The organism is Candidatus Poribacteria bacterium (assembly GCA_026702755.1).
In the GTDB taxonomy this organism is placed as follows: Bacteria; Poribacteria; WGA-4E; order WGA-4E; family WGA-3G; genus WGA-3G.
This window is the reverse complement of the sequence record JAPPBX010000044.1, coordinates 1-22,035: the sequence shown is the minus strand read 5'-3', so window position 1 is coordinate 22,035 and position 22,035 is coordinate 1. Positions and strand designations below refer to the sequence as shown.

Here is a 22,035-nt window from a genome sequence, read left to right as displayed (position 1 = left end):
ATTACTGTTCTCCTTTCCCTAAAATATCAGCGTAGAGGGCTAAATAAGCGTCGGCGATGTGTTTCCAATCGTAGGGTTTGACACGTTCAACACTTGCTTTCCCCATCTCAACACGACCTTCACCGGCGTTAATCAGTTTGAGGAGAGCGTGCGCAAGTCCGTCAACATTCCCCGCCTCAAACAATGCACCATTAACATCCTCCACCACGAGTTCATCAATACCTTGAACACGACTGGCAACGATCGGAAGTCCGGTTCCCATCGCCTCCAAAACGACGAGGGGCATCCCTTCTGCAAGTGAGGGTAGGGTGAAAATGTCGGCATCGCGATATTTTTGTGGTAATTCGGAATACGGGACTGACCCTGTAAAGTGGATGTGTGAGGCGACACCAAGATTTTCTGCTAATCTTAGGAGCTCTCCATGATAGGGTCCATCACCAACAATTTCAATTTCAAAGTTATGTGCCGCCTTTTCAATAATTTGAGGGAGTGCGCGAATCAGAAACTGGAATCCTTTGCGAGGGATGAGCCTCCCAATGGTGAGGACTCGGACTTTTTCTGGGCAAGCATCGCGTTGGATTGGTTCAAAACGCCCCAAGTCCAAGCCGTCAGGAATCATATCCATCTTCACATCCGCATCTGTTTCTTGCGCAAGTTCGCGTAAGCCTTCACTACAGGCAACAACTCTTGAAGCATTCCTCCAAATTGCTCGGATGATGGGCTTCAGCAGCAGGTATAACCACCGATAATAGGGCGGATCGGGATTGCGGCTTGGCACGTCACGCCCGCCTAAAAATACGACATACGGCACCTTGCGAAGTTTTTGCAGAAGATACGCACCGCCGCCCGCAGGAATCCCAAAAAAGACTTGGACGATATCCGGTTGAAACTGCTTCGCAAACCGCAGCCCATAGAGACTTGAACTCACCGCGTAAGTCAGCATTTCGTGGACTGCACACACATCAGGGTTTTTTCGCAGCGCACGCACACGATGCACATGGAAACCTTCCACCTGCTCGTCTGTCGGACAATCACGAAACTGAGAGGTAATTAGATGCACCTCATGTCCCGCCGCCGCGAAGTGTTTGCCTAAAAAATGACTGACCCAACCGCCACCGCCACCGATCGGTGGAAATTCGTGATTGAACATCAATATTTTTAATTTTTTAATCTTTCCTTGCGGTTCGGTCAGGCGAATCTGAACATTAGCGTGCCTCCCCGTAGAGCCGCCCTCCAAATGTAAAGCAAAGACAAATTATGCCATTTAAGGCATAATTTCATTACGGGCTACGCGCTTTGACTGATCCCAGTAATCACATAAATCAGAAAAATCAAAGTTTAGGCTTTCCCTTGTGTTGGTGTGGTAGACTGCTATTTATGGCATCACATACGACGTTATAAATTCGATAATCGCATTTGCAATATCGATTTCTGTGACTGACTCCAATTCCTCAAATCCCGGCGACGGATTGACTTCCAGAACAACGGGGCCCTCGTTTGTTTCAAGTAAATCGACACCGGCTATTTCTAACTCAAGTGCTGCGGTTGCTTCTATCGCGAGACGGGTGTATTCCTCCGTTAGTGTAATCGCTTCTCCTACCGCGCCTTTATGAATATTCGCTCGGAATTCGCCGGGCGGTGCACTCCGTTTCATCGCTGCAATCGCTTCACTACCTACGACAAGAACACGGATGTCAGTTCCATCTGCTTCCGCGATGAAAGGCTGAATCACATAATCCTGATGGAGGTCACACAGTGCGTCCACAGTTGAAGTGAGAGACGTAGGTGTATCTAACAACATTACACCCCTGCCGTGTGTGCCGTAAAAGGGTTTTAAAATAAACGGGTAATTCCCTATCTCGGCTACGGCGTTTTCTAAAAATGTGGTGGAACCGACGGTGAGGCTTGGTGGGATAGGCAATCCATGCTGCGCAAGGATGCGTAGCGAGTGAAATTTGTGCCGTGCTGCCGCGATCGGTTTTGCACGATTAATTACAGGCGTGCCGATCCATTCAAAATGTGCTACGACCTCTTCGCCATATCGTGCTGTCGTTCGACTGAGCCGTGGCACGATGACATCAAAGTCTTCTGCCGGTTTCCCTTTATAAGTGATGCGATTGGTAGTGTCCCCTATATGGAGATAGAAACCGAAGGGATCTAAAATTTCTGAGATGTGTCCTGCGTGTAGGGCAGCTTCGCTGAGTCTGCGTGTGGAGTGGTTTTGGGGTCCCCGGGAGAGGATACCGATTTTCATATTTTTAATTATGGGGTTTTCGCTCGGTTTTTTCCGTTGTCAAAAACCTGTTTTCGCTTAGATTGGCACACATCTGGTGTACGCTTAGCACTCTTCCCACTATGGCCGAATTTTCCAAGTTCCATGTGCCATTCAGCTTTACGCCAGCGACACAAGCACAGAATCTGGCATCAAGGCACTATGCTATTTCGATGATGGTGAAGACCCACCGACAAGCAGTTCCAACGGCTCAGTTGATTCTCGCAGACGTTTCAGTGCTGCTTCCCCCTGACAACGACGTTCGTTTTGAAGTTCAGATACACGTGTCCTGAAAAGCAGCATCGTCTCAGTAACCCCTGGTTCGGTAACAGCTCCGGCGAGCACGCCTCGAACAATCAATTGCGCATTTTTCAGTGCAGGGTCTTGTTGGACAGAAAACGTTGCGCATTCATTGATGAGAGAGCGGTACTCGTTTAGTAGGTCGGGTCCTACAAGGGCATTGCTCTCTGTGATCAACAACTCGGCATCCAAGACAAAACCGAAAGTCTTATCCTTTCCATCCTCGTCAAAAATACTATAGCGATCATTGACAAACATGAAAATGTACTTATGATCGCCTGCTAAAAAATCCTCGACGTAAAACCTTTTACCATACCAATCTTTCGTCGGAACAATCGTACCCTTCTCGATACACTCATTGTAATGAGATTCGTCGGTTGTGTAATATGCATCAACCATAGGATAAAACCTTTCTATAACTACAGGGCGGGTGATGCTCCGACGCACCACTCCGTTAAAATTTAGAACATTATCTTCGGAACAGAAATCCTTTTGGAATTAGGCAAGGCACACTTTGGGGTTTTAGAATCAGGTGATTTGGTATCAATTTTCATCTACTTTATACGTGGTCGTTAGAAAATCTGCTAACTCCTCAAAGGTATCAAAAATCCGGTCACATAGGTTCTCAAAGAAGATACTCCGCGTCCCAGGGTAAACTGCATACACTGGCTTGTTATGGCGAGAAGCGTAATTCATTTCGCTGAGAACGCCGGGCGATAATTTGTCTGTTGGATAGATGACAACCACAAAATCGCTCTGATGGACGAACTGGTAATCCCGTGAGATTGTGCGCGTTTGAATCTGTTCAATTACTTCTTCACCCATTTCACTCACACGCGGGGTGTCATCACTTTCATCTTTCGTGAGGGTAACGAGTTCCATGTCCTTGATTGTGAGCGGATCGAAGACGATAAATGAACGACTCAGTTTTTCGCCAATTTCGCGAATTTTATCAATTTCCTTCGGAGTATCTCTTAGGAGCGTAATTGGATAGCTGAGATAAAATTTCGGTTTCGGCGAGAAGAGGAGTTCATAGAAATTCTCAAGATCGTGTTGTCTTGCGACGGTGTAATGCGGTTTCTCTGTGAAATGTGCGAGTTGCCGTGTTAGGAACTCTTCTTCATCTAACCAAACATTGAGCGCTGCTTTTCCCATCTCCGCCCACTGCGGCGTTTTTTCCATCCGTTCTGATATATCGGTGATATTGTCAACGACATTGATTAGGAGATCTGGTAGTAGGATTTCAATATCTTTAAAGGAAAACCCTTCGATGAGACTCCCGCGCCATCGAAAGCAGGCGTGTAATCCGATGATTGCATGTTCATAGTCTTCGGCGCGCCGAGCGATTTCATAGAAAGCCGTGCGCCGTGCTAATGACAAAACCGCTGGGTCCGAATCGAGAACTTTATCCGTGAAATGGACACGAGCCTCCGCGGCGGCGCGGTGCATAACGTCGCCGACGTTGAAAAAGCCGATGTTCAGTTTTCTTTTCATGCAAAGGATTTTAAAATTCGCCATCAACTCTTTGCGACCTGAACAACTGATGCCAGTACAAATAATCTTCATAATAGTGCCCCGAGCCGAGTGCTCTTACTTACGATCTCTCTGCTGCTAACGATTTTAGTTCTGCGAGTGCCTCCTGTTCCTCCATTTGCCACGGACGGCGCGCGGGTTTATCCAACTTTTTGGGGGGTCCGCCGAAGACAAGGATATATGCTCTACGTTCTTCTGCTGTGCTATTCGGTGCGGAATAGTGTAAAGTCCGACAGTGATGAAATGTCGCACCACCCGCAGGTATTGGACAAGCCACCGCCTCTGATACGTCAACGTCGTCTGTCACCAACCCGTGTACGAGTGGGTCATTATTGATATGACGATGCCACCGCACCTCTCCCTTATGCGATTGTGGGATGAATTGAAGACATCCACTCTCAAGTGTTGCCTTGTCAAGCGGCAGCCAAACACTCAAACTATGCGGCAGGACTTCGGGGTTCCAGTACGCCTCGTCTTGGTGCCACGGGGTTTCATTGCCGTAGTGCGCGGGTTTCAAAATCATGTGCCCACCACCACTGACCTTTTGGGCTTCTACACTGAGCAATTTCGCAGCGAGCCGCTGTGCGTTTCGGAAATAGATAGTCTCGCGGAGTTCTGGAAATTGTGCCTCTGGACCTAAGACTTGTGGTAACGTTTCTTGCCCGTTATGCGCACGCGGACCGGCGAGATCGAAATAGCGTCCTTCCGCCTCTCCAGTCCGTTCTGTGAAGAGTTCATCGTAGATGCCTTTGAGCCATTCAATCTCTTCATCTGTTGTGATACGTGGAATGCTCAGGTATCCGTTCTCTTGAAAAAAGGCGACCTGTTCGTCAGTTAGGTCAACACGGAAACTATTGTTGGATTTCATAAACTCACCGGATCAAAATATTATAAGGTAGAATTGTTAGGACCTGTGTTCCATCTTCAAAACCAAACAGACTCAGCCATGTGATGACATGCTGCCACTGTGTACCAAATGTGGAGAGTACAGGATGATTCGCAGTTAATTGGAGTGGCACCCGCATTGAACTCTCCGTGTCTTCGATCATCTGTTCCAGAAGTTGTTCAAAAAACGGTCTCTGCTTCGGCAACACGATAAGGTTAACTTCGTCATCATCGGCAAAACCAGCCTGCTTTTTGGCGATAGAGAGTGCAGTGTCCAATCCACCGAGTTCATCGACGAGTCCGAGTGCCTTTGCCTGTTTGCCTGTCCAGACTCGCCCTTGTGCAATTTCGTCGATTTCCTCAAAAGATTTGTTTCTGCCTGCTGCCGCCTTACGGACAAAATCTTCATAGACCGTTTTCATCATCTTTTCGACACGTTCCCGTTCAGTGGGAGTAAAACCGCCGTAATCCGAATAGAGCGTCGCGTTCTGTCCGTGTGCGATGATTTCCTTTGTCAAACCGACCTTGTTGTAAAGTCCCTTCATGTTCAGTTTACCGCCGAACACACCTATTGAGCCTGTTATCGTGCTTGGGTGTGCGATGATTGTTCCCGCCGCCATCGCGATATAGTAGCCACCAGAGGCAGCGACATTACCCATGGAAACAACAACGGGTTTCTCACGTTGTGTGAGCATAACCTCTCGCCAAATCAGATCCGAAGCGAGGGCGGAACCACCGGGGCTGTCTATTCGGAACACAACTGCCTGAACGGTATCGTCAGAGCGTGCCTTCTCAAACGCCTTTTTTAACGTTTCTGGTGTGACCACTGACATTGAAGCGAAGAGCGAATCAAAATCGGGTAAAATCGGTCCACTGGCATAGATAAGCGCGATCTGGTTCTCTGCAGTACCCGTCCGTGTTCGTTGGGGCGGATTCAACATACTGAGCAGCTGCATAAGTCCAGCGAAACTATTCATATCCGGCACTTTCCGCTTGCGCTCGTAGTTCGGCTTAGTGATCTGAACCTCTTCATCTTCAGATGCTTCTTTGAGATCCGTGAGAAGCTCATCGTAGTATTGTAATGTGTCAACCAATTTTTCCTGATGTGCTTCTTCTGCGGTGAATGGACCGCGGTTTATTAAATCCGATGCCCTTTCTACGGTCATACCCTCTCGACTCTCAGCGATATGTTCTAACAATCGGGCATATAAATCGTCAAGCAGCGCAGTCATCGACTCACGGAATTCATCGGACATACCATCGCGCATGTAAGGTTCAACACCGGATTTGTATTTACCCATCGCCAGCATATCGGCTTGGATGTCTAACTTGTCCAGTAACCTTTTGTAGAAAAGGACTTCAGCACGTAAACCGGTTAAATTGAGGCTTCCCGTAGGCATTAGAACGATGCGATCCATCGTAGTGGCAAGGAGATATTCGGCATTACCACCGCTTTCCAGATATCCAATCGTCTTTTTCCCTGCCTCTCGGAATTCGTGAAGTTTCGTGCGGATCTCTTGGAGGGTTGCCCACCCTACGCTGACGCCATCTATTTTGACGATAACTCCAGCAATTTCATCATCCGCCTTGAGTATATCTAATTTTTTAAAGAGTCCTCGGAGTGTTTTTGTCGTGGACGTGCTGAAAGTGCTGACTGTTTTGGTATCGGTGTAGGTGCCGCTCAGTGTGAACTCAACATATTTTTTTGTGGGGGGCGGCGTTTCTTCTGTCTCGTGTTCATCAGCAAACACTGGTGAAATAGCAATGAGCAGCACCAGCAGAAACACATACGTTTGTAAGCAGAACTTTGATAATTTCATCTGTCTCTCCTTGTTTTTTGTATCCAAATTTAACATTGCTATTCTACCACAAAATAGAGATCGTGTCAAATTGTAATTCTTCTGTGCAGCGTCATTAATCAGGGAGTTTTATTGTAAGGTGAGTTTGTCCAAGAAGGGTGTTGAAGTGTTTCATTGTGGATCATCTTTTTGGAAACGTGATGTGTCTCCGTTGGTCATGAGAGAGGCGACTTTCAGTCCGTGATATGATTTGCAACGAGGACTAAATCCAAAATGTTGACGATACCGTCGCCATTGAGGTCTGGTGAACTTTCTCCAAAACGCGAGGCGACAAAGGTGAGATCCAAAATGTTTACGACACCATCCGTGTTGACATCCCATGGGGTTTGAATAAGATACGGTGCGAGGTCCCATAAGAGAATACTTGCATAATTCGCGCTGACAAGGCTCTGGTTATCGGGCCAGAACGCGAGAGCAACGGTGTCAGGCGTAGGACCTTCTAAGGTCGTGTGTAGTTGTTCGGTGTGAACATCCCATACATGGATGCCGTCCCCTATGCGCGGTACGGCAACAGTTGTACCATCTGCCGAAAACGCTAATGTAGCATAAATCCCCGTACGCCCCCAGAGCGTTGTAAGGTGCTGCCCGGTATTCGCGTTCCATAAATAGATACCGTGCCCATTTGTACTTGCGATTGTTTTTCCATCAGGCGAAAACGTCACATCTTGGATTGAGCCGTCATCTTCATAAATGGTGGTACGGAGTTCACCTGTGTTCACATCCCACAACCGGATATTGCCATCACCCCCTCCTGCCATAAGCGTTTGACTATCCGGGGAAAACGCCAGCGATGTCTCAGTTGTATGAGCATTGACGGTTGATCGTCTGGTGCCATTTTCTGTATCCCACAAATAAATTCGCGTATTACGATTACCGCCACTTGCTAAGGTCTTACCATCTGGTGAGAAAGCGATGGTTGTAACACGGTCGGAATGTTCACCAAGCGGAACACGTAGTTTGCCAGTGGCCACATCCCACAACCGCACCGTTGTGTCTATGCTCCCGCTTGCGAGGGTGCTACCGTTCGGTGAAAATGCCAAAGCAGTAATACCTTTCGTATGCCCAGTAAGCGTAGCAAGTTTTTGATCTGTAACGACATCCCATAGCCAGATTTCATTAGGCTCATGCTCAATAGCGATGGTTCTCTTATCCGATGAAAATGCCGCGTGTCCTAAATGCCAATGTCCCGTAATAGTGGTCAGTTGTTCTCCTGTATCTGTCTTCCATAAACGAATTGTTTCGTCATCGTCACTTACACTGGCGAGGGTAGCACCATCGGGTGAGAAAACGACCGTATTAATTGAACCTGTATGTTTCCAAAGGGTAGCGCGCAGTTTTCCTGTATCTGCCTCCCATAAGTGAATTTTCTGGTCAAAACCCGCACTCGCGAAAGTTTTGCCATCCGGTGAAAACGCCACAGATGTGACAATTGGTGTATGTCCAGTGAGAACATCACGCGCGGAAAGGGTATCTATATTCCATAACAGAACCGTTTTGTCCCAACCGCCACTAACGAGTGTTTTGCCATCCGGCGAGAATGCCACTGACGAGACACGATCCATGTGTCCTTCAAGAGTCGCACGGTGCTTCCCTGTGGCTACGTCCCACAGTTGAATTGTGTTATCCCAACTCCCACCCACAAGGGTTTTGCCATCCGGCGAAAACGCTACTGATGGGATAAACGGACCTCCTTCAAGAATAGATCTATACTGTCCGGTCTCTATATCCCAGAGTCGTACTGACCCGTCACTACTTGCACTTGCGAGGGTTTTGCCATCGGGTGAGAACACCAGTTCCCAGACTTCAAGCTGCCCTATTTCTGCGCCTTTTGCGATTTCAGGGGGCCGTGTCAGGGTAGTGAGGTGTTCGCCTGTATTCGCGTCCCACAACCTAATCTCGCTGTCTTCTCGCCACCAATTCCATTTTCTACCCGCCCCGCTTGCGAGGATTTCTCCGTCCGGCGAGAATGCCACTGACAAGACCGGCTCAACATGCCCAGTGAACAACGCAAGTTCTTCACCCGTGTGTGCATCGTATATCCAAACACCGATCGAGCTCGCGACGGCAATCCGCGTCCCGTCCGGTGAATACGCAATACCACCGTGTAGTGTCCCTTTGCCTATGCGGTGTTTCGCGCCTTCGGGCAAACCCATTTGGGTGTCGTCTTGGGCGTGAGCATTTGACAAAAATAGAAAAGAAATTGAAAGGGACACCAAACTAAAAAGTAGCACCCAGAGTGTGCTATAAAGACGAAGGCGCGTGGAAAGTGCACTTATAGGGAAACATAGTTGCTTAGTCTTCATAACTTAACCTCCTATTTTCCAACCTGTTGTGTGATGAGTGTTAAATCTAAAATATTGACGATGCCATCGCCGTTGAGGTCTGGTGAACTTTCTCCAAAACGTGAGGCAACAAAGGTCAAATCCAAGATGTTTACGACACCATCGGCATTGACATCCCACGGGATTTGAGCAAGATACGGTGCGAGATCCCATAAGAGAATTGTGCCATCATGACTTGCACTGGCAAGCTCCCAACCCGCAGTTGTTTCAAAATTTGAGGATGCTCGGTTTGGTGAAAATGAAACGGTGCTGATGGCAGCAGATCCTGTAATTGAAAGCGCGTTCGTATGCCCTGTTAAGAATGCGAGCTGTTCACCCGTCGCTGCTTCCCAAAGGCGAATGGTGTTGTCGTAACTACCACTGGCGAGTAGACTGCCGTCTGGCGAGAATGCTAAGGTCGTAACATCGTGTGCATGTGCTCTGGTAAAGTAAAGGAGATGTTCACCTGTGTCTGCACGCCACAAACTAATGCCACCACGGTGGGTTCCGATGGCAATCGTTTTCTTATCCGGTGAGAACGCAACGACGGTGTTGAGTCCTGGATCAAATCCTGTACTGATTTCAGAAGTTACGGATTCTTCTGTATAGACATCCCACACCCGAAGCGTTTCTGGTCCCTTCCATCCACCACAGGCACGCAGGCTGCCATCGGGCAAAAATGTTAATCCGTCGGCACCCTGCCTGTCAAAGGTAGATTGCAGTTCGCCAGTGTGTGTATTCCATACTCGAATTGTTTTATCATAACTGATGCTGGCAATCCTGTTTCCATCATAAGAAAAAACCGCGGTAAAAATCCTTCCTGTATGACCAGAGAGTGTAACACGTCGTTCTCGGGTGGAGGTATCCCATAGGTACATCATACCATCCCAATCTGCACTGACGAGGGTTTTCCCATCCGGCGAGAATGCCGCAACCGTGATTATATCGGTGTGTCCCTCAAGGACTGATTGGAGTTCACCCGTATGCGAATCCCATAAGCGAACGAGGTTACCTTGCCAACTACCTCCACTGGCAATAGTGGTGCCATCAGGTGAAAGTGCCATCGTCGTGAAACCTTCCGTCCATCCTGTGAGGGGTGTCTGAAATTCCTCAGTTCGCGTGTCCCAAAAATGGAGGATGTTGTCTTCACTTGCACTGACAAGCGTCGTTCCAGAAGCGTCTTCGCTATCAGGTGAGAACGCGAGTGCCCGGATGTCAGAAGTATGTCCCTCAAGCGTAGCGTTAAGCCCCCCAGTGTGGACATCCCACAAACGCACCTTGTTATCCCGATGCCCACTCGCTAATATTGTACCATCGGACGAGAACGCAAGCGCGGGGATGCCACGCGTGCTTTCTCCGAACATGAGGGTTGATAGTTGTCGACCTGTCCCAACATCCCACAAGAGAATGGTGGTGTCTGAACCACTCGCTGCCAAAATCGTGCCGTCCGGTGAGAACACAAGTGCATAGATGAAACCCCAATTATTTTCTTCAAGCGTCTTCATCAATCTACCTGTGGATGGATCCCAGAGTTGAATTCCGCCCTCCCAGTCTCCACTGGCGAGGATCTTTCCATCCGGTGAAAACACTAAGGGGTATGTCCAACTTGCTCGTCTTGCCAGGACGTTTTCCTGTCTACCGGTGTTTGCATTCCACAAGCGAATCTCATTTGAACTCGCACTCGCGATCGTTTTTCCGTCTGGGGAGAACGCAACACTATAGACAAAATTCTCATGTCCATAGAGCGTCGTACGGTGTTGCCCCGTTTTAGCATCCCAGATCCGAACTGTGCTGTCCACGCTGGCACTGACAAGCGTCCTGCTATCGGGTGAAAACGCCACTGCCCGGACCCAACCTGTATGTCCCGTGAGCAAAGCGATTTCTTCGGACGTGCGTGCATCATAGAGCCAAATCCCTATTGAACTGACGACAGCGAACTGTGAGCCATCCGGTGAGAATTCTATATCGGTAATAAAACCTTTGCCGAATCGAACTTTAGCACCTTCAGGCAAATATCTGTAGCGAGAGTCTTGCGCATGAACATTTGGCGGCAACGCGAATGGCACCAACAAGAGGCACGTGACGGAAATCAGGCGCAAGAGACTGCGTAATTGTGCTTTTATCATAAGATACCTTCTAAAAGAATTTTCAGTTATCAGCCACTCGTTTGTGGAAACTGTGAAAACGTTTGAAACTGCCGCACGCTTAACTGACAACTGATCACGATTTCACCTATTTTCCGAAGTGGTTCGCTATAAGCACCAGATCCAGGATATTAACAATGCCATCGCCATTGAGATCGGGTGTGTCCTGCCCGAACCGGGATGCGATTAATGTTAAATCCTGAATGTTTACAAGTCCATCACCGTTAAGATCCCATCGGTTTTGTGCCAATTCGGGTTCAAATTCCCATAGGAGGATTGTATTATCCGAGCTCGCACTGGCGAGCGTTTTTCCATCGGGTGAAAATGCGAGTGAAGTGACATCATCCGTGTGACCATAAAGGGTTTTATAGTGTTCACCGGAATGGACGCTCCATAAGCGGATCGTTTCGTCGCTACTTGCACTGGCGAGCGTCGCGCCATCTGGCGAGAATGCCACTGCCTGGACATCAGCCGTATGACCGTGAAGGGCTAAAGAACGCGGCGTTGGTTCTCCTACAGTTAATTTCCACAACCGGAGTGTATCGTCCCGACTGCCGCTGGCAAGAACCCAGTTATATTGAGCTGTGCTGTTTGGTGAGAATGCTAAAGCGACAATGTCGTCTGTATGTGCTGTCAGTGTCATCTGCGGTCTATCTATAGGTGTCCTCCCTGAGTCGAGATGCCACACTCGAATCGTGCCGTCACCACTTCCACTGGCGAGGAACATTCCAGATGTGCCTTGGATATCCGGTGAAAATGCCAAAGCATAAATCCAACGCGTGTAGGTTTCAAGCCTCCCGATTTGCTGCGCAATATCCGTATCCCACAGCCGTATTATTGTATCTTCCCAACCGCTTCCGCTCGCGAGGGTTTTTCCGTCCGGTGCGAACGCCAACGACTGAACCTCACGCCTCTGTCCTTCAAGCGTAGTTTTGAGTTCAGCCGTGTGTGTATTCCACAAACGAATCGTGTTATCCCAGCTGCCGCTGGCAAGCGTTCTGCCATCTGAGGAAAATGCCAATGCACTGATACGGTCGGTATGTCCTTCAAGGGTATCCTTCAAGGCACCGGTGTTTGGATTCCACAATTGGACTGTATTTTCAGGCCAATCGCCGCCGCTGGCAAGCGTCGCGCCATCTGGTGAGAACACCACCTCCGTACCGACGTTTACATGTCCGTTGAGAATGAAGCGAGGTTGTTCTATGTTTAAATCCCATACTCGAATTGTATCGTCCCGACTTACACTTGCGACAGTTGCTTCATCTGGTGAAAACGCTATTGCGGTAATACTACCCGTGTGTCCATGGAGCGCGTTTTTATGTTCGCCAGTATAGACATCCCACATCCTCAGCGCGTTATCGTTCCAACCGCCGCCACTCGCTATAGTTTTTCCATCTGGTGAAAACGCAAGGGTATGGATTGAATCGTAGTGTGTTCTGATGGCTAACTGCCGCTGCCAAGTGTCAGTATTCCATAGTTGAATCATACGCCCGACACCATCGCTGGCAAGCACTTTGCCATCCGGCGAAAATGCCAGAATAGAGACCCGTTCCGTATGTCCGGTAAGCGTGGTGAGAGACTCGCCTGTACGCGGATCCCACACTCGGATTGTGTCGTCCTGACCTGCACTAACAAGGTTTTTACCATCTGGTGAAAACGCCACTACTCTGATGCCACCGGTGTGCCCTGTAAGCGTGTTTTGATGTTCCTCAGTCTCTGCATCCCACAGGAGGATTTGCTTGTCTCTACTCCCACTGGCGAGCGTTTTCCCATCCGGCGAGAACGCTAAAGTCTCAACTGAATCTCTATGCATCCTGAGCGTTGCGCGGTGTTGTCCAGTGGACACATTCCACAACCGGATAGTGTTATCACCACTTCCACTGGCAATTATTCTGCCGTCTGGTGAGAACGCAACTGCCCGGATTGATTCCCTATGTTCAGTGAGTAATGCAAGTTCTTTCCCCGTGTGGGCATCGTATATCCAAGTGCCAATTGAACTCGCGACAGCGAGTCGGGTGCCATCGGGCGAAAAAGCAATATTGCCAGTTATTTCGCTCTTGCCAATGAGGCGTTTCGCGCCTTCGGGTAAGCCCCATGTTGTCCAGTCTTGGGTGTATCCGTTTGACAGAAGTAGTGTCAGTATCAATAGAAGCGTAAAAATAAGGTATCTCACTATTTTTTACTCCTGTGACAGGTACGATGTGTTTCTGTTGGTCATGATAGATGCAGTCTTCATTCTCCGATATGATTTGCAACGATAATCAAATCTAAAATGTTTACGACACCATCGCCGTTGAGGTCTGGGGAGTTTTCCCCGAAGCGCGAGGCAACAAAGGTCAAATCCAAGATGTTTACGACACCATCGGCGTTGACATCCCACGGAACCTGTGAGCCGGGTGCGGTCAACGATCTCAATTGGACTGTGCCGTCAAGACTGGCACTCGCAAGTGTGTTTTCATAGGGGCCGTCGGTATCTGGTAGAAATGCTAAGGCAAAAACTGGGGTGGTATGACTTTGAAAAATTGCTTGTAATTGTCCGGTGCGCGGATGCCACATACGAATTGTGTTATCCCAACCTGCGCTTGCAAGGGTTCCGCCATAAACGCTGTGGATATCTGGTGCAAAAGCCAAAGCAAAAACTGGGACAGTATGCCCCGCAAAAGTTGTAAGAAGCTGCCCGGTATGTATGTTCCACAAACGAATTGTGCTCTCCGCGTCGGTGTTCCAATATCCGCCGCTTGCCAAAATTTGATTGTCGGGTGAGAACGCGAGTGCTAAAACTGAATCTGTATGTGCGGAAAGATTGTGTCGGAGTTGACCTGTTTCTACATCCCACAACAGGATTGTGCCGTAAAAGCTTGTGCTGGCAAGCATTTTGCTATCTGGTGAGAACGCTAATGTGGTGACCATATCTCGGTGTCCGTGAAGGACTACGGTATGGGAGGCCTGTTCCAAGGTTAAGTTCCACAGACGAATCTCCCTAAAACTTCCACTCGCAAGGGTCTTGCCATTTGGCGAGAATGCCAACGCGACAACTGGATCGGCATGACCTGTAAGGTTTGTTACATTTTCACCCGTGTGCATATTCCAAAAGTGGATGGTAAAATCTTCACTCGCGCTTGCAACTGTTCGGTTATCGGGTGAAAACGCTATTGCTGTCGTGGTATTCGTCAGCAGCGGAAGTCGTGTGATCTTTTTCCCAGTATAGGTATTATATAGCGCAATACCGTCCGCAGTTGCCACGGCAATCTGTGTCCCATTGTGGGAAAAAGTTATAGCATTTACCGCTGTTGGACCGAGTGGTGTCTCGGCATCTTCGGACACGTGCCATCGCGTCACACTTTGTGCGAAACTATTGGGTAGGAAGAGGGTATGAATAAATAGGAGGACAAAGGTTTGAAGTTGTCGCACGGTTAGCCTCCGTTTCTGCGTACGGACGAGCGAATTACAATGTTCTGAGCAGTCGAGAAACATCACCGGCGACGATTTAATTTAGGGCTTACGCAAAATCCCTTCCTTTCCTGCAGGATCGGAAGATTGGAAGGGTGGAAGCGTGGATGGTGGGTTCCATCCTTCCATCCGAATATTCGTTTTCTGCGTAAGTCCTGTTAATTATTAAAGGATGTATCTGCTCAAATCCTGATCTCTAACGATTTCAGCCAATTCGGAACTGACGTAGTTAGCATCAATAGTGATGCTGTTCTTCTCAAGGTCAGGTGCGTCAAAGAAGAGATTTTCAAAGAGTTTTTCCATAATAGTATGCAGACGACGCGCGCCGATGTCCTCGACGGATTCATTCACTTGGAAGGCGAGTGCAGCGATTTTGTCAATCGCATCATCGGTGATAGTTGCCTCAATTCCCTCCGTGTGAAGCAGAGCAGTGTACTGTTTGACTAAAGCGTTCTTCGGTTCCGTCAGAATGGATTTAAAGTTACTCTTATTTAGACTTTTCAGTTCGACTCGTATTGGGAATCTGCCTTGTAGTTCTGGGATGAGGTCAGATGGACTTGAGACATGAAATGCGCCAGCAGCAATGAACAGAATGTGATGTGTGCGCACCGCTCCGTATTTCGAGGTTACGGTGCTGCCTTCGATGATGGGAAGGATATCGCGCTGCACCCCTTCACGTGAAATGTCGGGTCCGTGCCGAGATTCTCTGCCTGCGATCTTGTCGATTTCATCTAAAAAAACGATGCCAGAGTTTTCAACCCTTTGAATGGCTTCAGTGATAACAGCGTCCATATCAATGAGTTTTTCAGATTCCTCTTGCATCAAGATAGTGCGCGCTTCGGAGACCGGGACTCGTCGCTTCTTCGTCTGATTCGGTAGAATGTTACTGAACATATCCTTGAAATTGATGTCCATCTCCTCAATACCACCGGGTGAGAAGATTTCAACAAAGGGCATGCTCTGATGTTTGACGTTGACTTCAACCGGTTTATCCTCAAGTCTACCTTCCCGCAGCCAATCCCTAAATTTCTCACGAGTCTTGAGATAGCGTTCGCGTTCCTTCTCTCTGGCTTCCTCGGCTTCGGTCTCGGTATCAGAACCGAGATCGAACGGAAGTTGAAGGTTGATGTCATCATCCTCTTCCTCTGGCTCGTCAAGTGCGTCGTCTTGTAAGCGAGGTCGTCGCTGGAGCGAACGTGGCACGGGGAAAATGCAATCCAATAGTCGTTCCTCAGTGGATTCGCGTGCCTTTTCCTGAACCGCCTCAGTTTGCTCTGCCTTGACCCGGCTGATAGCGGTTTCAGTGAGATCGCGAATCATGGATTCAACATCTCGTCCTACGTAACCGATTTCGGTATACTTTGACGCTTCTACTTTGATGAAGGGCGCGTCAACGAGGCGAGCAAGTCTACGTGCGATCTCAGTTTTTCCTACACCTGTCGAACCTATCATGATGATGTTCTTCGGTGAGACTTCGTCTTGCATATCTTCTGCCAACATCTGGCGCCGCGCGCGATTGCGAAGGGCAATAGCGACGGAACGTTTCGCCTCAAACTGCCCGATAATATATTTATCTAACTCCTCAACAATCTGCCGCGGCGTGAGTGCAGCCGCTAAAGTGTTTTTGTCACGCGTTGCATTCAGTTTGTCCAAGGGTAAACCTCCCCAAAATTACCAATCCGATCAATCATATCGTAACCGTTTTGCTGGGATGAAGCCCGGTATTTTCCCGACAACCGTGTATTACGAGATGGCGTTAACAACTTAATGCGATGCTACCCAGATAGCATCGCATTAAATATCAATTGTGTCAACCTCAATTTTAGCATTCGTGTAGATACAAATTTCACTTGTGAGTTGAAGTGCCTCTAAAGCGATCTCTTTTGCGGTCAAATCTGAGTATTTGAGCATGGCTCTCGCCGCAGCGAGGGCGATAGACCCACCAGAACCAATTGCGAGAACATCGTCATCCGGGGCAATAACATCGCCGCTTCCCGAAATGAGATAACTGTCATTGGCATCCGCAGCGATCATTAAGGCATCCACCTGTCTTAGAACTCTATCGCTGCGCCACTCTCGTGCGAGTTCTACTGCTGATTTCTGAAGATTTCCACGGTATTGCTCCAGTTTTTTCTCTAAATTTTCATATAAAGTAATTGCATCCGATGCGGAACCCGCAAAACCGATGAGTACCTTGTCGTTATGGATCTTACGGATTTTGCGTGCTCCGTGTTTCATCGCTGTGTCGCCTAAAGTGACTTGACCATCACCCCCGATAGCAACCTCACCGTCGCGACGAACGGCTAAAATTGTTGTTGCGCGAATTCGCATACTTGTGATTTTCCTTTTCCGCAGTTATTGTTTTTAGACGAATCGTTCCGTTGTTTTAATCTGCTCCTATTTCCAAACGTAAAACAGAAGGAAACCGAAGAACTGCAGTGCTCCCATAAAGATACCACACCGTATCCCAGCCACACCTACGTGTTGTTCCCTCAAAAAACTACCGTCTACCCCGAAAAAGTAGGGACACAACAGAAAAGTAAGCAGAAAAGAAATCGGGATAAAAACCGGCACGGATGCGATGTGTGGTATCAAATCTACCTGCGTGGCATTCCACGTCCACAAATACGATGCCCCAAACTCGTAAATCAAGGTACTGCCAATTACAGCAACGATGCTCGTTATACCAGCCGCCAACATTGCAGTTCCTATGAACCCAATTCTTGGACTGCCAGACTCGGATACAAAACGAGTTCGGAAAATCGTCGCGAGTCGCTGATAGCAGTATGCTGATAGCGTCGCGAAGACCACCCAGTTCAGTATGAGTCCAATTGGTGTCGTTTGACCTGCCAAAAAATCTGAACGCAGGTAGAAGATCAGGTGAACTTTCCGTGAGAACAGCCAATCTATCGGGACGTAGGTCAGCGTGGTTGCGATCCCAAAAATGGAACTCCTCGAAAGCAGCGCTGCATCCTCGTCAGTCTGCCAGATACAATAGACGAATAAAACGGTTGCAATCAACACGTTTGGATAAAGGACCCAAATGGTGCCAATGCGACTCGCTATAAAGAACGTTAAAAGTGTTGTTCCTGTTACAATAAAAACCGCCGTGTCCGCTTTAGTTCGCATACACTTCTCATAGATATCTAAAGTTGATTTTCTCCCTCAAACGTAATCACGAGTTGATCGCCGGTTAGTTTTGCACCGGTTGTTTTTTTATTCGAGAGGGTCCGCGGTAATGTGACATGTTGCTTAAAGCCACCAACCGTGACAATTAATTCATCACCATGTTTTGTCAATTCAATCTCATCTTTGCTCAAAAAGGGGAGACGCATAGACAACTGATACGCATTTGCTGTTTTTTGGAATTGATACGGACGTTCTTTAGAAAACTGATCTGCTGGATTAATCTCTGAATAGAGCGTATCTGCCAACCGGTGTAGCCCTTGTTCCCCTACGATCTCTTCAGAGAACAGATTCACCTTCCAAACGGGTACGTCCGAGAAATAGTCCATCGCCTCTTCAATATAGTGCTGCTGCGTTTGCTTCCACGCTTCAAAGTATGAAGCATCGATTCCATCAGGAAAGATACGGTTGATGATCACTGCGTCGATACAGAGTCCGTAAAGGCAAAAATACATAAACGCGCGTTGTGTCTCTTTGATAACGATTTTTTCGGGATTTGTTACCAAACGGACTGTCGTGATTTCGGGATCTGTCAGCACGCCATCAATCCCTTCCAACTTATCGAATAGATCTTGGATATTTTGAAAGTAGTTATCCCGCGGAATCGGGACCGAACTCACGCGTTCAATCACTGGACCTGCAAGTTTTGCAAGATTGCGTTCCAATTTGAAAATGTGGCTCATGTACCACTCTAAAGTTGTCGGGATACTAACGAACCGGAGCGACTCCCCGGTGGGCGCGCAGTCAAGGATAATTACATCATAACTCTTTTCACGGACATATTGGTTGATATAGAGAAGGGCACAAATCTCTTCCATCCCCGGAAAAACGGCTATCTCCTCGGCAACGAGACTGTCAAGCCCGGAACGATTCAGCAAAGAACGGATATAACTGTACACATCATCCCAGTATTCAACAATTGCTTCCTGAACGTTAATCTCCTGTATCCAAAGGTTGTCTTTGATTCGGATTTGTTTCTCTTTGTGCTGGCGGACAAGTTTCTCGTGGTTATCAAAAGCATCTCGGAGTGAGTGTGCCACGTCAAGCGAGATGACAATAGTCTTGTAACCAAGTTCCGCGAGTTTGATGCCCGTAGCGGCGGCAATGGTTGTTTTGCCGACACCCCCTTTACCTGTATAAAGAATAATTCGCATTATTTTGAATTCCTAACTGCTGCGGTTTGTTTGAGTTTCTTACAGTATACCACAAAAAAAGACGGTTTGCAAGGAAGACGTTGCATAGAACATAGCAAAAAATTTGACATACGCCCTCTTTCGTGATATAATATTACGCGGTTGTGTTCGCAATTGTATAAACACCTTTTTTAATATAGCACGCGAACAACAAACGACAAACATTTTGGGTCGAAGGGGCAAGAAATCATGGTACTGAAAACGAAAACCTATTTTCCAAAAACGGATAAAGACATTAGATGGTATGTGGTGGACGCGGAGGGACAAGTGCTCGGGCGTTTAGCCTCCCGCATCGCACAGGTGCTGCGTGGAAAAAATGACCCGCGGTATACACCTCACGCCGATTTAGGTTTTCGCGTTGCTGTTGTGAATGCGGAGAAAGTACAGGTCACGGGCAATAAAAGAGAGCAGAAAACCTATTTTAGGCATAGTGGCTACCCCGGTGGTGATAAATACCGAACTTTCGACGAACAGATGGCTCGGAAGCCGGAGGCGATTCTCACAAATGCCGTCAGAGGGATGCTCCCGAAGAATCATCTCGGTCGGCAACTGATGAAAGGTCTCAAGGTTTACGCTGGACCGACACACCCGCACCAAGCACAGGAACCGGAAGTCTTAACATTTGATTAATTAGGTTGGGGATTCCGATCAAGGGTATCCTACAACTATGGAGAGTACGAACAGTATGGCTATTGAACAATTCTGGGGGACCGGCAGACGCAAGACCTCAGTCGCGCGCGTTCGAATCATCCCCGGTGGTGAAGCTGGGGTTACCGTTAACAAAAAACCGATTCAAGAGTATTTCGATCGTGCAGACCACTGGCAGGCAGCACAACGCCCTATTGAACATGTTGAGAAGGTCGGCGAATATGCTGTGCATGTCAACGTGAAAGGTGGCGGAAAGACTGGACAGTCTGGGGCAATCTCACACGGACTTGCGCGTGCGCTTGTCAAAGCAGACGAATCTTTGAAGTCTTCGTTAAAAAAGGGTGGGTTTTTGACGCGCGATCCGAGAATGGTCGAGAGAAAGAAGTACGGGCAGAAGGGCGCACGGGCACGCTTTCAATTCTCTAAACGTTAGAATTGTCGCGTTTTTCGCGCATTTACAAAATTTAACGCAAGCCTCCATCTCTCGCTGGCAGGGTTTCAATCCTCTTTAGAAACCCTTCGGGAATGTCATACGCACATTCCTTTTCCGCCAGCAACAGCGCACTGTTAAATCACCAGTTTTATTATCCATACCAAAAGTACGCGTGGGCTATGAAACAAGCGTGGATAAGCACCGCGCTTAAAAGTTATTGTGAGTAGGGAGAGGTTTCGTATGTCAAACATTGTCATCTTAGGCGCACAGTGGGGCGATGAAAGTAAAGGGAAGCTAACCGATGTCTTTGCTGGCGACGCGGATGTCGTCGCGCGCTATCAAGGCGGCGATAACGCTGGGCATACCATTGTTCTCGGAGAAAAGACGTTTATTCTCCACTTGATTCCATCTGGCATTCTCCGACCCAATACCGTCAACGTTATCGGGAACGGGGTTGTCATCAATTTGGAGACGCTTTTCGGTGAGATAGATCGGTTGCTGGCGCAGGGTATTGAAGTCAGCAGTGCTAACCTGAAAATTAGCGATCGCGCGCATCTCATCATGCCATACCATAAGGCAGTCGAACAGTGGGAGCAAATGGGGAGTGCTACCAAAATCGGCACCACTTCGCGTGGCATTGGACCCACGTATTCCGATAAGATGAATCGACACGCCGGCATTCGGGTCGGAGACCTGCTTGAGTTTGACTACTTCCAAAAGAAACTGGATTACAACCTTGAAACCAAAACGGACGCACTTCAGATCGGCGGACCGGAACGGCATGTCCTCCTCGAAACCTATCACGGTTACGCACAACGTCTCGCTCCTTATGTGACGGACACTGTTGCTTTCATGCACGATGCTCTCGCCGCTGAGAAACGGATTCTCTTTGAAGGCGCGCAAGGAACTATGCTTGATATAGATTTCGGGACATATCCTTATGTTACCTCCTCTAACTGCACCGCCGGTGCTGTCTGTACGGGACTCGGCATCGGTCCCAAGGCAATTGAAGAGGTGCTGGGCGTTTCCAAAGCATACGTTACACGCGTTGGGGGCGGTCCATTTCCAACAGAGATGCCCCCTGACTTGGATGAAGAAATTCGTGAAATCGGCAAAGAGTATGGTGCCACGACACGCCGTCCGAGAAGGTGCGGTTGGCTTGATCTGGTTGCCCTCCGATATGCAGTCCAAATTAACGGATTAACCGCTCTCGCGATGACAAAACTGGATGTGTTTGATACCCTCGCCGATTTGCAGGTGTGTGTCGCCTATCGCTACAAAGGAGAAGAGACAACCAATTTTCCCAGTAGCCTGCGAGTTTTGGAGGAATGCGAACCGATCTACGAAACGCTGCCCGGATGGGAACATCCGTTAACGGAAGCGCGCACAGCGACAGACATTCCGCAACGCACCAAAGATTATGTGGCGTACGTCGAAGATTATCTCAATGTCCCGATCCCGATTATCTCCGTTGGGCCTGATAGAAATCAGATTGTGCAGTTAGGACAACCGCTTTGGTAACGTGCGTTTTGGTAAATGTGAATTTTTTCTAAATTTTGGGGTTTAATTTGACATCCACCTAAAAGTATGGTATCATTAAATGTTGTTAGTCTGAGCCGTTAGCTCAGCTGGTAGAGCATCTGACTTTTAATCAGGTGGTCACAGGTTCGATCCCTGTACGGCTCATTTTTTTTTAATCGAACCAGTGTGGAATTGAAAAGAATTAAAATTTTTGTGCCCCCGTCGTCTAGCCTGGCCAAGGACACCGCCCTTTCACGGCGGCGACACGAGTTCAAATCTCGTCGGGGGTA

The 22,035-nt window shown here is 48.2% G+C and carries 17 protein-coding genes and 2 tRNA genes; 5 read left to right on the top strand and 14 right to left on the bottom strand.

The genetic code is table 11. The annotated features are described in order from the left end of the window. Position 1: 1 nt before the first annotated feature. The 14 genes from OXH39_08495 to OXH39_08430 form a co-directional block, all read right to left on the bottom strand. A complete protein-coding gene (locus OXH39_08495; protein ID MCY3550487.1) occupies positions 2-1,150 on the bottom strand; it encodes a glycosyltransferase family 4 protein in 1,149 nt (382 codons plus the stop codon). Positions 1,151-1,375: 225 nt separating this feature from the next. After that, entirely contained in the window at positions 1,376-2,254 is an 879-nt protein-coding gene (locus tag OXH39_08490) for a RimK family alpha-L-glutamate ligase (protein ID MCY3550486.1), read from the bottom strand. Positions 2,255-2,437: 183 nt separating this feature from the next. Beyond that, on the bottom strand, positions 2,438-2,971 hold the full coding sequence (locus OXH39_08485; GenBank protein MCY3550485.1) for a hypothetical protein: 534 nt from the start codon (positions 2,969-2,971) through the stop codon (positions 2,438-2,440). Positions 2,972-3,115: 144 nt separating this feature from the next. Continuing rightward, entirely contained in the window at positions 3,116-4,138 is a 1,023-nt protein-coding gene (locus OXH39_08480; protein MCY3550484.1) for an AAA family ATPase, read from the bottom strand. Positions 4,139-4,166: 28 nt separating this feature from the next. Next, complete coding sequence (locus OXH39_08475; GenBank protein MCY3550483.1) at positions 4,167-4,973, bottom strand: phytanoyl-CoA dioxygenase family protein; 807 nt, start codon at positions 4,971-4,973, stop codon at positions 4,167-4,169. A 4-nt stretch (positions 4,974-4,977) separates the two neighbouring features. After that, positions 4,978-6,810, bottom strand: coding sequence for a signal peptide peptidase SppA (sppA, locus tag OXH39_08470; GenBank protein ID MCY3550482.1), 1,833 nt, complete (start codon positions 6,808-6,810; stop codon positions 4,978-4,980). 212 nt (positions 6,811-7,022) lie between these two features. Further along, on the bottom strand, positions 7,023-9,152 hold the full coding sequence (locus OXH39_08465) for a hypothetical protein (protein MCY3550481.1): 2,130 nt from the start codon (positions 9,150-9,152) through the stop codon (positions 7,023-7,025). Positions 9,153-9,163: 11 nt separating this feature from the next. Next, positions 9,164-11,296: a hypothetical protein gene (locus OXH39_08460; GenBank protein MCY3550480.1), complete on the bottom strand. Its 2,133-nt coding sequence runs from the start codon at positions 11,294-11,296 to the stop codon at positions 9,164-9,166. A gap of 106 nt (positions 11,297-11,402) precedes the next feature. Beyond that, the gene (locus OXH39_08455; GenBank protein ID MCY3550479.1) at positions 11,403-13,487 is read right to left on the bottom strand and encodes a hypothetical protein; all 2,085 of its coding nucleotides are present in this window, start codon (positions 13,485-13,487) and stop codon (positions 11,403-11,405) included. 59 nt (positions 13,488-13,546) lie between these two features. Next, positions 13,547-14,725, bottom strand: a complete 1,179-nt coding sequence (locus OXH39_08450; GenBank protein MCY3550478.1) for a hypothetical protein — start codon at positions 14,723-14,725, stop codon at positions 13,547-13,549. 204 nt (positions 14,726-14,929) lie between these two features. After that, positions 14,930-16,408 carry an ATP-dependent protease ATPase subunit HslU gene (gene hslU, locus OXH39_08445; GenBank protein ID MCY3550477.1) on the bottom strand — a complete coding sequence of 493 codons (1,479 nt, stop codon included), beginning with the start codon at positions 16,406-16,408 and terminating at the stop codon, positions 14,930-14,932. A gap of 150 nt (positions 16,409-16,558) precedes the next feature. After that, the gene (gene hslV, locus OXH39_08440; GenBank protein ID MCY3550476.1) at positions 16,559-17,095 is read right to left on the bottom strand and encodes an ATP-dependent protease subunit HslV; all 537 of its coding nucleotides are present in this window, start codon (positions 17,093-17,095) and stop codon (positions 16,559-16,561) included. A gap of 66 nt (positions 17,096-17,161) precedes the next feature. After that, on the bottom strand, positions 17,162-17,893 hold the full coding sequence (locus OXH39_08435) for a hypothetical protein (protein ID MCY3550475.1): 732 nt from the start codon (positions 17,891-17,893) through the stop codon (positions 17,162-17,164). 17 nt (positions 17,894-17,910) lie between these two features. Beyond that, entirely contained in the window at positions 17,911-19,104 is a 1,194-nt protein-coding gene (locus OXH39_08430) for a TRC40/GET3/ArsA family transport-energizing ATPase (protein ID MCY3550474.1), read from the bottom strand. Between the two features lie 228 nt (positions 19,105-19,332). Here OXH39_08430 and rplM point away from each other — a divergent pair, with 228 nt between their 5' ends. The 5 genes from rplM to OXH39_08405 all read left to right on the top strand — a co-directional run bounded on the left by rplM (position 19,333) and on the right by OXH39_08405 (position 22,035). Continuing rightward, the gene (gene rplM, locus OXH39_08425) at positions 19,333-19,773 is read left to right on the top strand and encodes a 50S ribosomal protein L13 (GenBank protein ID MCY3550473.1); all 441 of its coding nucleotides are present in this window, start codon (positions 19,333-19,335) and stop codon (positions 19,771-19,773) included. A gap of 55 nt (positions 19,774-19,828) precedes the next feature. Further along, on the top strand, positions 19,829-20,224 hold the full coding sequence (rpsI, locus tag OXH39_08420) for a 30S ribosomal protein S9 (GenBank protein ID MCY3550472.1): 396 nt from the start codon (positions 19,829-19,831) through the stop codon (positions 20,222-20,224). Positions 20,225-20,464: 240 nt separating this feature from the next. Continuing rightward, the gene (locus OXH39_08415; GenBank protein MCY3550471.1) at positions 20,465-21,745 is read left to right on the top strand and encodes an adenylosuccinate synthase; all 1,281 of its coding nucleotides are present in this window, start codon (positions 20,465-20,467) and stop codon (positions 21,743-21,745) included. A 92-nt stretch (positions 21,746-21,837) separates the two neighbouring features. Continuing rightward, positions 21,838-21,910, top strand: a tRNA-Lys gene (locus OXH39_08410). A gap of 50 nt (positions 21,911-21,960) precedes the next feature. Beyond that, positions 21,961-22,035: transfer RNA gene (locus OXH39_08405), tRNA-Glu, on the top strand.

Bases quoted from the DNA above. Each gene is read 5' to 3' on its own strand.
- OXH39_08495 (MCY3550487.1), bottom strand. From the start codon at position 1,150: ATGTTCAATCACGAATTTCCACCGATCGGTGGCGGTGGCGGTTGGGTC.
- OXH39_08490 (MCY3550486.1), bottom strand. From the start codon at position 2,254: ATGAAAATCGGTATCCTCTCCCGGGGACCCCAAAACCACTCCACACGC.
- OXH39_08485 (MCY3550485.1), bottom strand. From the start codon at position 2,971: ATGGTTGATGCATATTACACAACCGACGAATCTCATTACAATGAGTGT.
- OXH39_08480 (MCY3550484.1), bottom strand. From the start codon at position 4,138: ATGAAGATTATTTGTACTGGCATCAGTTGTTCAGGTCGCAAAGAGTTG.
- OXH39_08475 (MCY3550483.1), bottom strand. From the start codon at position 4,973: ATGAAATCCAACAATAGTTTCCGTGTTGACCTAACTGACGAACAGGTC.
- sppA (MCY3550482.1), bottom strand. From the start codon at position 6,810: ATGAAATTATCAAAGTTCTGCTTACAAACGTATGTGTTTCTGCTGGTG.
- OXH39_08465 (MCY3550481.1), bottom strand. From the start codon at position 9,152: ATGAAGACTAAGCAACTATGTTTCCCTATAAGTGCACTTTCCACGCGC.
- OXH39_08460 (MCY3550480.1), bottom strand. From the start codon at position 11,296: ATGATAAAAGCACAATTACGCAGTCTCTTGCGCCTGATTTCCGTCACG.
- hslV (MCY3550476.1), bottom strand. From the start codon at position 17,095: ATGCGAATTCGCGCAACAACAATTTTAGCCGTTCGTCGCGACGGTGAG.
- OXH39_08435 (MCY3550475.1), bottom strand. From the start codon at position 17,893: ATGCGAACTAAAGCGGACACGGCGGTTTTTATTGTAACAGGAACAACA.
- OXH39_08430 (MCY3550474.1), bottom strand. From the start codon at position 19,104: ATGCGAATTATTCTTTATACAGGTAAAGGGGGTGTCGGCAAAACAACC.
- rplM (MCY3550473.1), top strand. From the start codon at position 19,333: ATGGTACTGAAAACGAAAACCTATTTTCCAAAAACGGATAAAGACATT.
- rpsI (MCY3550472.1), top strand. From the start codon at position 19,829: ATGGCTATTGAACAATTCTGGGGGACCGGCAGACGCAAGACCTCAGTC.
- OXH39_08415 (MCY3550471.1), top strand. From the start codon at position 20,465: ATGTCAAACATTGTCATCTTAGGCGCACAGTGGGGCGATGAAAGTAAA.